Annotated in this window: 19 protein-coding genes; 18 read left to right on the top strand and 1 reads right to left on the bottom strand. The window is 36.8% G+C overall.

What is annotated here, in order from left to right; all coding sequences use genetic code 11:
- The first annotated feature begins 401 nt into the window (after window positions 1-401).
- The 10 genes from B5D25_RS12185 (at window position 402) to B5D25_RS12145 (ending at window position 7,981) form a co-directional block, all read left to right on the top strand.
- Window positions 402-614, top strand: a complete 213-nt coding sequence (locus B5D25_RS12185) for a helix-turn-helix domain-containing protein (RefSeq protein ID WP_027427807.1) — start codon at window positions 402-404, stop codon at window positions 612-614.
- An 88-nt stretch (window positions 615-702) separates the two neighbouring features.
- Window positions 703-1,689: an ORF6N domain-containing protein gene (locus B5D25_RS12180; protein WP_078788238.1), complete on the top strand. Its 987-nt coding sequence runs from the start codon at window positions 703-705 to the stop codon at window positions 1,687-1,689.
- Between the two features lie 42 nt (window positions 1,690-1,731).
- The gene (locus B5D25_RS12175) at window positions 1,732-2,247 is read left to right on the top strand and encodes a hypothetical protein (protein ID WP_078788237.1); all 516 of its coding nucleotides are present in this window, start codon (window positions 1,732-1,734) and stop codon (window positions 2,245-2,247) included.
- Between the two features lie 52 nt (window positions 2,248-2,299).
- Window positions 2,300-2,419 carry a hypothetical protein gene (locus tag B5D25_RS13220; RefSeq protein ID WP_278286129.1) on the top strand — a complete coding sequence of 40 codons (120 nt, stop codon included), beginning with the start codon at window positions 2,300-2,302 and terminating at the stop codon, window positions 2,417-2,419.
- Between the two features lie 5 nt (window positions 2,420-2,424).
- Window positions 2,425-2,706 (top strand): UvrD-helicase domain-containing protein, encoded by a 282-nt coding sequence (locus B5D25_RS12170; protein ID WP_278286128.1) that lies wholly within the window; start codon window positions 2,425-2,427, stop codon window positions 2,704-2,706.
- 157 nt (window positions 2,707-2,863) lie between these two features.
- Window positions 2,864-3,376 carry a hypothetical protein gene (locus B5D25_RS12165; RefSeq protein WP_143000692.1) on the top strand — a complete coding sequence of 171 codons (513 nt, stop codon included), beginning with the start codon at window positions 2,864-2,866 and terminating at the stop codon, window positions 3,374-3,376.
- Window positions 3,377-3,846: 470 nt separating this feature from the next.
- A complete protein-coding gene (locus tag B5D25_RS12160) occupies window positions 3,847-5,337 on the top strand; it encodes a hypothetical protein (RefSeq protein ID WP_078788235.1) in 1,491 nt (496 codons plus the stop codon).
- Between the two features lie 18 nt (window positions 5,338-5,355).
- On the top strand, window positions 5,356-5,619 hold the full coding sequence (locus tag B5D25_RS13265; RefSeq protein ID WP_341443646.1) for a hypothetical protein: 264 nt from the start codon (window positions 5,356-5,358) through the stop codon (window positions 5,617-5,619).
- A 74-nt stretch (window positions 5,620-5,693) separates the two neighbouring features.
- Entirely contained in the window at window positions 5,694-6,950 is a 1,257-nt protein-coding gene (locus B5D25_RS12150) for an ATP-binding protein (protein WP_078788234.1), read from the top strand.
- A gap of 410 nt (window positions 6,951-7,360) precedes the next feature.
- Window positions 7,361-7,981, top strand: a complete 621-nt coding sequence (locus B5D25_RS12145; RefSeq protein ID WP_078788233.1) for a DUF6088 family protein — start codon at window positions 7,361-7,363, stop codon at window positions 7,979-7,981.
- 284 nt (window positions 7,982-8,265) lie between these two features.
- Here B5D25_RS12145 and B5D25_RS12140 read toward each other — a convergent pair whose 3' ends face one another.
- A complete protein-coding gene (locus B5D25_RS12140; protein WP_078788232.1) occupies window positions 8,266-8,832 on the bottom strand; it encodes a hypothetical protein in 567 nt (188 codons plus the stop codon).
- A gap of 427 nt (window positions 8,833-9,259) precedes the next feature.
- On the opposite strand from B5D25_RS12140, the gene B5D25_RS12135 reads away from it, so the two are divergent.
- The 8 genes from B5D25_RS12135 to B5D25_RS13075 form a co-directional block, all read left to right on the top strand.
- Window positions 9,260-9,481: a winged helix-turn-helix transcriptional regulator gene (locus B5D25_RS12135; RefSeq protein ID WP_078788231.1), complete on the top strand. Its 222-nt coding sequence runs from the start codon at window positions 9,260-9,262 to the stop codon at window positions 9,479-9,481.
- Window positions 9,478-10,110, top strand: a complete 633-nt coding sequence (locus tag B5D25_RS12130; RefSeq protein ID WP_078788230.1) for an MBL fold metallo-hydrolase — start codon at window positions 9,478-9,480, stop codon at window positions 10,108-10,110. Before B5D25_RS12135 ends, B5D25_RS12130 begins: the two co-directional genes overlap by 4 nt.
- Window positions 10,111-10,486: 376 nt before the next feature.
- A complete protein-coding gene (locus tag B5D25_RS12120; RefSeq protein WP_078788228.1) occupies window positions 10,487-10,858 on the top strand; it encodes a hypothetical protein in 372 nt (123 codons plus the stop codon).
- A gap of 320 nt (window positions 10,859-11,178) precedes the next feature.
- Window positions 11,179-11,316, top strand: a complete 138-nt coding sequence (locus B5D25_RS12780) for a helix-turn-helix domain-containing protein (RefSeq protein WP_143000691.1) — start codon at window positions 11,179-11,181, stop codon at window positions 11,314-11,316.
- Window positions 11,317-11,371: 55 nt separating this feature from the next.
- Window positions 11,372-11,881 (top strand): hypothetical protein, encoded by a 510-nt coding sequence (locus tag B5D25_RS12115; protein ID WP_143000690.1) that lies wholly within the window; start codon window positions 11,372-11,374, stop codon window positions 11,879-11,881.
- 384 nt (window positions 11,882-12,265) lie between these two features.
- Complete coding sequence (locus B5D25_RS12105; RefSeq protein WP_078788225.1) at window positions 12,266-13,663, top strand: ATP-binding protein; 1,398 nt, start codon at window positions 12,266-12,268, stop codon at window positions 13,661-13,663.
- Entirely contained in the window at window positions 13,647-13,778 is a 132-nt protein-coding gene (locus B5D25_RS13215) for a hypothetical protein (protein WP_278286126.1), read from the top strand. Before B5D25_RS12105 ends, B5D25_RS13215 begins: the two co-directional genes overlap by 17 nt.
- Window positions 13,779-13,983: 205 nt before the next feature.
- Window positions 13,984-14,193 (top strand): integrase (locus B5D25_RS13075; protein ID WP_341465073.1); only part of this gene is annotated, 210 nt, incomplete at its 3' end.

The raw sequence follows: 14,193 nt of genomic DNA, 5'->3' as shown, positions 1-14,193 counted from the left end.
CCGCCGAGAACATCGTCTTAAAGCCGAAACTTCTCAAAAAGTAACAGAAAAACTTGCTTAAGCCGCCAGAGGAACCAACTTCAAACTATCCACACAGGGATGGATTCTCCGAATACAAAAATTTCGAGAGGGAATTGATCTCTGGTTTCTTATACACTTTTTTCTGCTGAACGCATTATATCATGTCAAGGTAAATATGAAAACTCGGGAATCTCGATTACAAAACGGGATTTTCGTTTACAAAAGGGGAATCTCGCTTACAAAACAGGAATCTCATTTACAAAATGGGATTCTTGGAGTACAAACGGGACTCTCGGGTTGCTATTTACCTAAGGGCTTTGTTGTGGTAGTGTATCTTATACAAATCACATAATTTTATTATAGGATATAGGGCGATTCGGATGGTAAAGAATAATATTGAGGTTGATATCAAGGTGAAATGTGCAGAGGAACAGCTGACACAGGCTAAGCTTGCTGAAAGGATTGGTACACCGGCATCATATGTGAATAAGCTGATTAGACGGGATGAGGGAATTGTGAATAATACTTACGTTAAGATGTTGGAAGCTCTTGGATATGATATTGAGCTGAAATATGTGAAGAGGGAAGAGTGATTTTGCGGTCAAAATTTTTTACCGCAAACAAAAAGATAAAATGGTTTGGAACGATTTTATGCAGTTTCAGATCAGAAAGGACATGCATATGAACGATCAGAAGAATGAACTGATTCCAGTGGAGATAACAGTTGAAACGCTTAAGGCAAAGATATACATGGTCAGAGGTCAGCGTGTGATGCTGGCGGCGGATCTGGCAGAAATCTATGGTTACACAACGAAAGCCTTTAATCAACAGGTGAAGAATAATATTGAGAAATTCGAGGATGATTTTCGATTTCAGCTAACAGCAGAGGAAACTGCTGATTTGCGGTCAAAATTTTTTACCGCAAACATAAACCCCAAAAGCAGATATGAGCCGTATGTATTTACCGAAACCGGTATCTACATGCTTATGACTGTGTTAAATGGAGAATTGGCGACTCGACAGAGTAAGGCTTTAATAAGAACGTTTAAGCAAATGAAGGATTATCTGAGCCATGATCCATTACTGTCTGATTCTGCGAATATTGCAAGCCTATCTTTGCAGATTTCGGAAAATACCAGGGAAATCAGCGAGATTAAGGATGCAATGGTTACAAAGGATGATCTGACCAAAGTAATTCAGAGTTTTTCGCTACCGGATAAGGGTATTGAGTATGTTATTTATGCAGGGCAAACGTTTGAGGCGGATGCTGCATATGCGGATATATACAGCAAGGCCAAAAAGAAACTGTACATAGTGGATAACTACATCGGTCCCAAAACGTTGCTGATGCTGAAAAGCGTTCCTGCAAACGTGGATATCATCATTTTCAGCGACAATTTGATGAATATCCTTCGCTTGTCAGAGCTTCAGGCTTTTCAGGCAGAATATCCGAATGTGAAGCTGTCATTTCAACGAACAGGCGGAAAGTTCCATGATAGATATATTATCCTCGATTATAAGGCGCGGACGGAAAAGATTTATCATTGTGGAGCGTCCAGTAAGGATGCAGGTAACAAGATTACAACAATATCTAAGTCAGATAACAAAGAACTTTATCATCCGATGGTAGATAATCTTCTTTTACAGCCTGCTTTAAGGCTGAGATAATACTAAATCGCAAAGAATACTGGTTAATCAGGAGGATTTTACGTGAACGATAATATGTCCCAAATGAAGCCTATAGAAATGCCAAAAATAAACTTGGATCTAAGTACGACTTATAATATGGCGAGCACGGTGCAAAGACAAATGGATGAGATGAATCGAGAGAGAATGAGAATTGTTCAAGAAGCTTGTGAGAGTAGGCAGAGAGAAATAAGGGCACTTGAAGAGACTGCCGCGAACACGTATGAGACAAATAGTCAACTCAAAACGGTTATAGATAATCAAAATGAATATATTCAATTGTTGAAAAAACAACTTGAAAATGACGAACAGCAGCTTGAAATATTACGAGCCCTTTTTGCTTCAGGAGAAGATGGGGTGATAGTTGAAAAAGAGATTATGAAAATAATACAAGAGCAAATTGATGATAAACATCCTATATGGGATTACGTTAAAGACAAAGGTGGTGATATTGCAGTTGCAGGCGTGACGGCAGGGGTACCAGTGATTTATAGGGCTGTAAAGACTTTTTTGCAAACAAAAGGGATAAGGTTACTGTAAAAAAAATTATGTCATAGTCTTGACACGAGCGGGAACTGGCAAGACATATTCAATGGTTTCTAGAATAGCCTTTTTGTGCAATAAGCAGGATGAACCAGTAATGAACATAGCTGATGAAGTGGCTATGGTTACATTTACAAATGATGCTGCAATCAATATGAAAAAAGATTAAAGCAGATGTTTGTAAATTATTTTGTCCTCACAGGATATGAAAGATATCTAAAATACGTCGAGGATATAGATCGTGCAAATATCTCAACAATACATAAGTTTGCCATTAATATTTTGCGTGGTGAGTCGTTATATACCGGATTAGGTACTAATTTTAGAATATCTTCAAACGAGTACGAGAGAGGAAAAGCATATGATCTTTTCTTGAACGAATATTTGGAAAAGAAGGAAGAGGAAAATGCTAATTTATCAAACGAACTTCCTATTCCCGTATATGTCTTTGAGTGAGGATAGTATAGTTGATTGGGTGAATGGATATACAAATCCAGAAGATTATTCAATACTTTCAGCATCCTTAAACTCGACACCATTGTCAGTATTATCCTGAATTCGGGATAATTCAGAATAAGGGGCTGAATATATATAACCATATTAAGAAGTATATATGATTGAGGTACATATGATGAATGGCTGCGAAGAGTGCATTGTATATAAGCTTCGCCATAATCTAGTTGAAGTAGAAAAATGCCCAGGGTGTGGAAGGAAAACTCTGATCTGGAAGCAGAGCGAATTTGGCACACCACATATGGTGTGTACGGAATGCACTTATACGATAGGAGTAGACCTTAATACGCCGTGTGAACTTGATCCGGTATTCAACAAAAAGGTTTTGATAGTAATTGCACCGCAAGCCGAATTGCCGGTAAAAGATACTATCGTTACGATGGCTAAGGATTTTGAAATGAACTCTCTTCAGATGCGCACCAAGCTCATTGAAGGGTTTTCGATTGAAATGAGCTTTGAAAAATTGGAGACGGTCATTAAGTTTTTAAAGGATAACAGGATTACATATAAGGTAGAAGGTTATGAGGATTTAAAAAAGAAGTATCCATTTTATTCGGAGTGCGGATATCCATATTCTCATATGCAGTTTTACTTATCATATTCTCCTAACTGATATCAGAAACAAGACGGTGGAAGAGCTGAAGAAGTTGAAAGAGTTAGGTAGTTCCCAGTAGATTTGGAAGAAGCATTTCGTTTGGGCGAGAGGCTTGCAAGGAGGGAATAGCTACCCTCACTTTTTAAAACATACATTGACAGCTATGGATACTATGCTAAAAACATTTTTACTAAAACATATTTTGATAAAAGTAGTTTTAGTAAAGAAAATAATTAGTGGGAGAAAACAGGACTGGATGGAGTGCTTTATTCCATGCCGTTATCAGATATATTGGCATTTATGATAGCGATTTATTTCATAACAAAAACTCTAAAGAGTCTTAAAACAGAGAAGATTTCAAGAAAGAAGCATATGGCTGTTGAAGTATAAAAAAGATTATTTTTTAAGATTCGTTTAAGGTTATAGCTTTATAATGTACTTAATCTGATAAAAATATATTGGTTTAAGTTCAGAAAGGAGCTGATTTTATGAGAACAAAGAATAAACACTTTATGAGATTATACTCAATTCTACTTACAACTGGATTGGTTATCGGGTTATCCGGATGCGGGAATAATTCAGAAGTAGGAAATAGTACGCAGGAGTCTGTACAGGCAGTCACAGAGGCAGAGACCGAGGATGAATCAAGAGAACAGGCTGAACAAACAGAGGAAGAGACAGAAAAGAAGGATACAAGTTCCAATGATTCGGAAGAAGTATCAGATAGTACAAGCTTCATTAAAAAGGAAGATGTTCAGATTAGTCAAACTTATGAAGATTCCTCAGATGGTGGTCATGCTATAGAGGCTGATGGAGAGACAGCAGAATACTCAAACATCGCTGTTACCAAAACCGGGGAGGCTGATGGTGACGAGGCTGACTTTTATGGAGAGAATGCGGCTATCTTTGCAACAAATGGAGCAACCTTAACCCTTGATGAAATTACGGTAGATACTGATGGAACACATGCAAATGGAGTCTTTTCTTACGGTGAAGGAACTACTGTAAATATCTCTGATTCTTATATTTATACTAAGAATAATTGCTCAGGTGGTCTCATGACAACTGGTGGAGGTACTATGAATGCAACTAACCTCACGATTCTCACAGACGGAAATTCATCTGCAGCTATAAGGTCTGACAGAGGTGGCGGAACCGTAAATGTGACTAAGGGAAGTTATACAACTAATGGAACAGGATCACCAGTTATATATTCAACAGCTGATATTACAGTAAATGATGCGACGCTTACCTCAACAGCTTCTCAGGGAGTAGTTGTTGAAGGTCAGAACTCAGTAACATTAAATAATGTAGCGCTCACAGCCGATAATAACACTAAGAACAGCGATAAATCAGATTACTATCAGGCAGTAATGATATACCAGTCTATGTCCGGAGATGCAGATGAAGGAACAGCAAGCTTTGCTATGAATGGCGGTTCTCTAATCAATAAGAATGGTGATATATTCTTTGTAAATAATACTGTAGCAACGATTGATCTGGATAGTGTTGATATTACAAATGAAGATGCAAATGGGATATTCCTCAGAGCTGAAGCAGCAGGCTGGGGAAATGAGGGTACTAATGGTGGAAATGTAACTCTGAATGCTAAGAATCAAGTGATAGATGAAAATATAATTGTTGATGATGTTTCAACCCTAAATCTTTATCTCGCAGACTCATCAACATTTAACGGTTCAATTAATAGTTGTGGTGCAGCAGGAGATGTATATGTTGAGCTTAGTGGAGATGCGGTATGGAAACTTACCGGAGATTCATATATATCAAGTCTTACCTGTGATGCTGAATCTATAGACTTAAACGGATACAAATTATATGTAGATGGCAAGGAATATACAAGCGGTACATCTAGTTCAGGTGCAGCGGTAGAGGCTAATGTAAGCGAAGGCAGCGGACACAGTGGTGGAGAAAAGCCGGATGGAGAACCACCAAGAGGAGGAAAGCCGGGTAGTGAATAAAAATCAAAAAGAAATACTGTGGGAAGATTCAATAAACTTCTGAACATTTTATCCTCAGCAATTGGATCGCTTACGAATCCAAGCAAGTTATCTGCGATATTTAAAAGTGTTAAGAACAAGACTATAAGCAAAGAAACCATAATCAAATATATAGATTACCTTAAAGATTCATTTCTTATTGATAGATATATTGATGAAGGTATTACCGGTAACCAAGGTAAAAGAATTCACCGGGATGTATTTGATAAAAATGGTCACATGAGTCCGGAATTATCAAAATAATCATTGCTATATCTTTTTTATATGATATAATGACAAAAACAGACTATTGAGTCCAAAATTGTCAGAGGTGTCAGATGGAAATAAAGAGAGATAAATATTTGAATGATTTAAAAGACCGTATGCATAACGGTATGATTAAAGTTGTTACTGGAATTAGAAGAAGTGGAAAGTCCTATCTTATTTTTTCTATTTTCAAAGAATATTTGATAAGTGAAGGTTTGGATGAAGAACACATCATCGAGATGGAATTTGATAAAAAAGAGAATTCAAAGTATCGTGATCCAGATGATTTACTTGACTATATAAAAGAACATATTACAGATAAGGGAGAATATTACGTTCTTCTTGATGAAGTACAAATGCTTGAAGATTTTGAGGAAGTCCTTAATTCGCTGCTTCATATAAAGAATTTAGATATCTATGTAACGGGAAGCAATTCAAGGTTTTTGTCAAGTGATGTTCTTACAGAGTTTAGAGGGCGAGGAGACGAGATTCATGTTTATCCGTTGACTTTTCAAGAGGCAATGCAGAACTATAAGGGTGATATTTATCATGGATGGGCAGAATATGTTACTTATGGCGGTCTTCCACTTGTTTGGGGAATGCGCACAGATCAGCAAAAGATTAAGTATCTGACGGATCTTTTCGAGAAAACATATATAAGTGATATCATTGAACATAATGGTATTGAGAAGACGGAGGAATTGGAAACTCTGTTGAATGTACTTGCTTCGGCAGTAGGTTCGCTTACAAATCCAACGAAGATCGAAGCAACTTTTAAAAGTGTATTGAAATCGACAATATCCAGAAATACTGTTGTTCAGTATTTAGGATATCTAAAGGATGCTTTTATAATAAATGAAGCAAATAGATATGATGTTAAAGGTAGAAAGTACATCGGAACACCACTTAAATACTACTATGAGGACATTGGTCTTAGAAATGCCAGACTTGGATTTCGTCAAGTAGAAGAAACGCATTTGATGGAAAATGTTGTATATAATGAACTGCTATCGAGAGGATATGCGGTTGATGTTGGTGTGGTGGAAACAAGAAAGCGGAACTCGGAGGGGAAACAGGAAAAGAGAAAGCTTGAAATAGATTTTGTAGCTAATATGGGAAGCCAACGTTACTATATTCAGTCTGCATTCCAAATTCCAGATCAAGAGAAAGAAAAACAAGAAAAGGAATCTTTGAATAATGTAGATGATTCCTTCAAAAAGATTGTTTTGGTTCGAGACGTTGTGAAGATTTCAAGAGATGAAAAAGGGATAGTCACGATGAGCATTTATGATTTTCTGATGGATAAAAATAGTTTGGAAAAATGTTGAGGAACTTTAAATTCATTTCACAGTATACAAGTTTAATGATAAGATATGACCATTTCAGAGTATCAGATTGCTGTACCAAAGCAATACAGAATGCTAATTGATGCTGTTGCGATAATAATTCCCCTGATGAAGAAGAAAGTGGATATTCTAAATCCTTCCTGTCTGTCAGCTTCTGTTTCGATAAGCATTTTGATAATCGATTTTAACAGATTTCTATAGAATCTTCGATTATGTTCTCGTATTGCTCCTCCAAAACTTGAATATGTGCCCTTATTATCACATTCAGATAGAGCTGATTCCAATGTGGTAAGATGTCCAAAACGAATCTTGACACTAATAGTTAAAAGGCGTTATACTACATTTATAAACGATTATTAACATAAATGGTCAAAATGCGTTGAGGTGCACTTATGCTATATGATTATTTGATTGAAAATTATAAAGCCTATGAACCGATTTTTACATCAGATATAGATTTAGGTATTCCTGGTAATTCGTTACGTCCAAAGCTGAAGGGGCTAGTAGATGCAGGAAAGCTTTGCCGATATGATGCTGGAATCTATTATCTACCAGGGAAATCGAAGTTAAAAGGATTAGTACCAATATCAGCTAGTACTGTTGCAAGATGTAAGTACGTTAGTCAGCGAGGTAAGGTGCGTGGGTACTATGCTGGATTTACATTTGCCAATCAAATGGGGCTTTCTCTACAGGTTCCGTATGTTCAAGAAATAGTTTCGAATGAGGCCAGTGCTAAGGTTCGAGAAATTGAAATAAAGGGGCAGAAATTTTTACTTAGAAAGCCAAGAACCGTCATTACTGAAGAAAACTACAGAGTTTTACAATTTCTGGATTTTTTGGTAGACTTTGACAAATATATGGACGGATCTGTTGAGGATATTCCGGCTAGGTTGGTTCAGATTATTAAAGATGAAAATATCACAAAAAAAGTAATTGATGCATACATCAGCTTGTATCCTACAAAGGTATACAAGAATTTGTATGAGACAGGAGTAGTATATGCTATTGCATAAAGATAGAGAGCAATTTATAGCTATTGTAAACGCTGTATCAAATGAGTTGTCTATTCCTATACCAATTGTGGAGAAGGATTATTATGTGACTATGATTTTAAAACAGCTTTCATTGAATGCAATAAGTATTCACCTACAGTGACTGTTACTGCGTTTATTAATATGGAAGCTTTTAATCCTAGAGCCACTGGTTTTTGCAAGCAACGAAAAGACTCATAATATGCATTTATAAATCGCACATTATGAGTCTTTTCTGTTTGTTGAGGACGTAGTCCCCAATCCCCTTATTCTTCTGAGTCGTCCATGATAATCACAGGCTTAATGTCGATAAGATCGCCTAGAGCCTTTTTCAAGTCATCAAGGAACAATCTAGCCGCTGTCTCTGCATCAAAAGTCTCAGATGTGTGGTTGGGAGCCAGATCGACGTAATCAGCATCAATGTAGCCGTCCAAGTAAGCGGCCTTGTCCCGATTAGAACAAACCCCTCCATAAATAAAGAAATGGAGAATTTCCTTATAGGAATCGTGTTCTTCATCATCAAGATAAGAATATCCATCCTCATCAGCTTCCACTACTAATTCACCCTCCCGAAAAATCTCTACAGAATATAGATAAAACGTCAGATCCTCACTATCTTCGTCAGGAAAAAGTCTCAAAACAGGCTGCAAGTATTCATTGCAGCGTTTAACGTTTATTTTAAAAATGTCATCAGACACATCCATCGAAACGACGTCAAAACGAAACAGATAGTAATCGCCAATCTCGTCCCATTCATCATAACTATAGGTGAATCCAGTGCCTTCTTCAATGGCTTCGATGCGCTTAGGTGTTATTATGTTTTCTAATTTCATTTTTTTTACCTCTCTTATTTTTTAGTGGATATCAACAATAAAGCTCGTATTTAAGCCGTTTGTCGATCTCGTTAATAGTTCCTTTAAAGATTATCGAGTGTAAATGCCTCCTTTCCATTTATCCTTCCATCAATAATCTTCTAATCGTTTTTTTGCGGATTATTTTGATTTTCCTGCTACTTATATATACGACGGATAAGGTACCACCGTGGTGATAATTAAATTGACAGAAAAAGCTGATTATGAAGAAAAAGAATGCGCAGAATTATTACAATGATTGTTATTGCTGAAATAATGGCGTGTGAGGGGGCTATAAGAGCGGAAAAATCAGCCATGTTACCATCCGTAACCCGTGCTATTGCATTCTTCAAATCATAGATTGTATAATCGTATTATCAGAGTCGACACTGATATACGGAGGGTACTTATGGATGATACAAATAAGGACATTTTAAGACTGTTACGTGATAACGGAAGGATGAGTTTCACCGAGATCTACCTTATGACCGGAGAAAACCGCATTCATGCAACAGCTGTGGCACCTGATGTATCTGAGCTTAAGTATCTTGCGAAAATGGTAAATAAAGTATTTGCCGATAAGATTGAGACCATGACCTGTCATGGCGTGAAAGGGAGAGTTAGATTATGATAAGTGTTAAAAGGATAAAGGGTGGTACAGATAACTGTTATATAGTAGCTGAGGGAAATAAGGCGATATTGATCGATACCGCAAGTAAAAGGAATCTTGATAAGGTGATCAGTGAATGCGACAAATTTGAGATGAAGCTTATTGTGCTTACTCATGTGCATTTTGACCATGCGGAGAATGCTGCTGAACTTTCAAGGAAGTATAATATTCCTGTGGCCATTAATAAACTGGATGAAGAACTGTTTGAGAGTTTTAATAAACAGCCATTAAAATCATATGGTCTTGTTGGGTGGGGTGTACTTGGAATGTCGTTAAAGGTCCTAAAGAATACTAAAGTTGAACGTCCTGAAAAACTCATATATTTATCTGATGGTGATGATCTGTCATCGTATGGAATAAATGCAAAGATCATAGAACTTCCGGGACATACGCGAGGTTCAATCGGAGTAGATGTGGAAGGAAAGCATCTTTTCGTAGGTGATGAGCTGGATAACTGGATAAGACCTGGAGTCGGACATCTATATAACAATTTAGATGCAATCAGGAAGAGTGCTGAGAAACTAAGAAAGCTTGGCGGCAGAACGGTCTATTACGGACACGGTAAACCTACGCCTAATCGGGAATATTAAGGTGGTTTAGGAGTAAAATATGATGAATATGAGTGTGAATCGTAAAGCACCACAGAAAGTGGATGTAATCTGTCAACATTCTGTAGATGGCACTATCATTCCACTTCGAGTCAGAATGACTGACGAGGATGGCCAGCGGCAGATGTTTAACATAAAAGAATATCTTGATGTTTCCCACAAGGGGTTAAATAATACTCTTTGAGCTTGTGCGAAATGGATGGTTACGAAACGTAACCTAGACTGTTGCAATATAAATAAGAAATGCGATATAATTACATCATAAAGATAATCAGAGTCGACAATGATATGAGGTAACATTAATTAAAAATGAGTAGCTATTATTTGGAGATTTTTTTTGTTCTTGGAGGTGGCAAATATGGGAAGAGAACAACATCATGCGGCGCTTCATTTAGTTAAGCCTTATATAAAGACAACGGATATGGTATCTCCGGTTGATAAGTATAGAATGATTATTGCGGAGAGTATTTTGGGAAGAAAAACAGATCCTATGACTGATTGGGTTCTTTCGGATGTAAAAGCATTTAATAATATAAGATTCTGGGATGATAAGTGTGAGAGTAAGAACTGTCTAAAGTGTGGTAAGCGAACAACACAAAGCAATCGGATTGAGATTTTTTACCATAATGATAAAGAATTAAGATCTGTTTTCGTTAATGGAAAAATCTGTAGAAATTGTGGCAGGAAGTGTGTTGCAAAAGAAATAATTATTGATAGTATATGTTCTTAAATGAAAATGGGAATCGGCGTTTTTACCGATTCCTTTTTTTGTGCATTTTATCTTAAATTGTGCTGTTTCCGTGGTTTGGTCATGGTTTAGATCTATTAAATCATATTCTGGCCAGATTTACATAAGTTGTGGGTATTTTTATCGGACACCTAATGTGAGATTATATGGTTAGTAGCCGCCGTTAATTGCGAATTTAAATGTTGGGTCATTTGAAAATTTTTGAAAAAAATCTACACATTTACTTTCGCAATAATATCAGTTTATTCCGGCTTTTGTTATATTAAAAATATGTCGATTACTCTCTGCGGATAGGAGCAGATATGAAGAGTAATAAAGATTATAACAAAGGTCAGATGACACTGACAGATCGTGTTGCAATTGAAATTGGTTTGGCAAAGGAGGATTCATTTGCAAAGATTGGAAGAATGGTAAACAGCAGACATATAGAACGGTTATAGCAAAGTATGGTCAGAATAAGGGGCTGAATATATATAACCATATTAAGAAGTATATATGATTGAGGTACATATGATGAACGGCTGCGAAGAGTGCATTGTATATAAGCTTCGCCATAATCTAGTTGAAGTAGAAAAATGCCCGGGGTGTGGAAGGAAAACTCTGGTCTGGAAGCAGAGCGAATTTGGCACACCACATATGGTATGTACGGAATGCACTTATACGATAGGAGTAGACCTTAATACGCCGTGTGAACTTGATCTGGTATTCAACAAAAAGGTTTTGATAGTAATTGCACCGCAATCCGAATTGCCGGTAAAAGATACTATCGTTATGATGGCTAAGGATTTTGAAATGAACTCTCTTCAGATGCGCACCAAGCTCATTGAAGGGTTTTCGATTGAGATGAGCTTTGAAAAATTGGAGACGGTCATTAAGTTTTTAAAGGATAACAGGATTACATATAAGGTAGAAGGTTATGAGGATTTAAAAAAGAAGTATCCTTTTTATTCGGAGTGCGGATATCCATATTCTCATATGCAGTTTTACTTGAGGAATGATAAGTGATCAAATCAACTTCTTGAGGAGGCAGAGAGAGGAGAGTTTACATCACTTTCAGAAAAAGAGATGCTCATAGAGCTGAAGATCTTTGTGGAGAATCTCACTTGTGATTACTCTAATTACTTCAAAGGCAAAGTAAATGTTGGGATTATCCTAACCATGAATGCACCGAAAGCTTACTTCGAGCAAAGCTATCTGGGAAAGGCAGTTTCTAGTAGATTTGGAAGAAGCATTTCGTTTGGGCGAGAGGCTTGCAAGGAGGGAATAGCTACCCTCACTTTTTAAAACATACATTGACATTTATGAATACTATGCTAAAATTATTTTTAATAAAACATATTTTGATAAAAGTGGTTTTAGTAAAGATAATGATTAGCGGGAGAAATAAGTATGTTTATAGGAAGAGAACATGAAATGAGTGTGCTGGAGGAAACATATAATCAGCCAGGTTTCCAAATGACTGTTATTTATGGTCGCAGACGTATAGGTAAATCTACCCTTATCACAGAATTTATTAAGGATAAGAGAGCGTCATATTATATAGCAGCAAAATCTAGCTTAGAAGATAATGTTAAAAAGTGGAGTGCACAATTCATTTCTGATATCGTACCAGAGATGGAAGGTGTAGAGTTTTCGGATTTGGAAGGCTTCTTTAAGTTTGTAGGTAATAGTTGTAAGGATGAAAAAACTGTAATCGCTTTGGATGAAATTCCATATATTGCCGAAGTGGACGAGTCTTTTCTATCAAGATTTCAAGGTGCGATTGATTCAATTCTTAGTAAGAAAAATATATATCTTATTATTAGTGGCTCTGCAATTAGTTTTATGGAAAAAAAGATCTTGAGTGAAAAGAGCCCACTGTTTGGCAGACGTGATAATCAAATTTTTTTAAAACCATTTGATTATCTAGATTCTGCTAAATTCGTGCCTAAATACAATAATGAGGAAAAGGCTGTTGTATTTGGTGTAACTGGAGGAGTCGCAAAATACTTAACACTTTTTGATGACTCTGTTTCGTTAGATGATAATCTAATTAATAATTTTTTTAAACCATCCGGTTACCTCTATGAAGAACCATACAATTTGCTTATGCAAGAGTTTCGAACGGTTAACACATATAATACAGTGATTGAGGCGTGCTCAGGTGGAGCAAATAAAGTAAATGAAATTGCTGACAAAGTACATGAGTCGACCGCTGCGGTTTCATATACTATAAAGAATCTTACTACAGTTGGAGTTTTGGCAAAAGTTTCCGCCATAACAGATGAAAAGAACAAAAAGAAGGTTAACTATGAAATCGTTGATGGCATGTATCGGTTTTGGTATAAATTCATACCTAAGGGGCGTGCGGCCATCGAGATGAACCGCGGAGAAGTTTACTATAATACATACGTGAAGAACAATTTGCATGATTTCATGGGTGAGATTTTTGAAGATATGTGTAGATATTACGTTCTTTCACACGGGCTAGATGGAAGGCTGAAATGTATGACTACAAATGTAGGAAAATGGTGGGGTATGGGACATGATCGTATTCCAACGGATATTGATGTTGTTGGAATTGATGAAATTGGAAAGAAGGCAATTCTTGGAGAGTGCAAGTTCAAAAATGAACAGATAGATAAGCCAGTTTATGAAGACCTGATGAACAGAAAGGGACTCATTGATAGAAAATTCGAGGAAGTTCAGTATATGTATTTTTCTTTGTCAGGCTTTTCTAAGTGGGTTGTTGAGAATGCTGATGCTGAGAAGGTATCATTGATAACATTAGATGATTTGTATAGCTGAATGCGAAATCCCAATAGGTGATAGAGCAATAGAGATTCTAAATAATCTGAAGACTGATAAGGCAAAGCAGTCTGCTCTTGCTATGCTTAGACAGATTCAGATTCTTGAGGGCTAAGGTACAAGATTTTCTAGAGAATGTGCCAACACTGTCGGCACAATTTAATCTGTATCGAACAAAAATGCGGAATCCTGTAAACGGTATACTATTTTCCATAGCTGACGGCATTTAATTTTCCATAGTTTCGGCACTTAATTTTCCATAGATCACGCCTTTGGGGATATACTCATCCTCGGAGGTGATAAGAAAGGTGAAAGATTGGATGATCTACGAGAAGATTCAGGAACTGAAACGAAACAAACTAAACAAGTCCCAGGTAAGCCGTCGGCTTGGGATAGATTACAAGACGGTACTGAAGTATTGGGATATGGAGCCTGATGGCTTTGCCAAGGCAAGAGACCAGGCGAAAGAACGGATTCGAAAGGCTGACAGATATCGGGATATCGTCTTAGAATCGCTCCATAAGTATCCC

The sequence above is a fragment of the Eubacterium ruminantium genome, from assembly GCF_900167085.1.
GTDB classification, from domain to species: domain Bacteria; phylum Bacillota; class Clostridia; order Lachnospirales; family Lachnospiraceae; genus Eubacterium_Q; species Eubacterium_Q ruminantium.
Note: the sequence above shows the minus strand (reverse complement) of the source record. Positions and strands in the feature narration are given on the sequence as shown.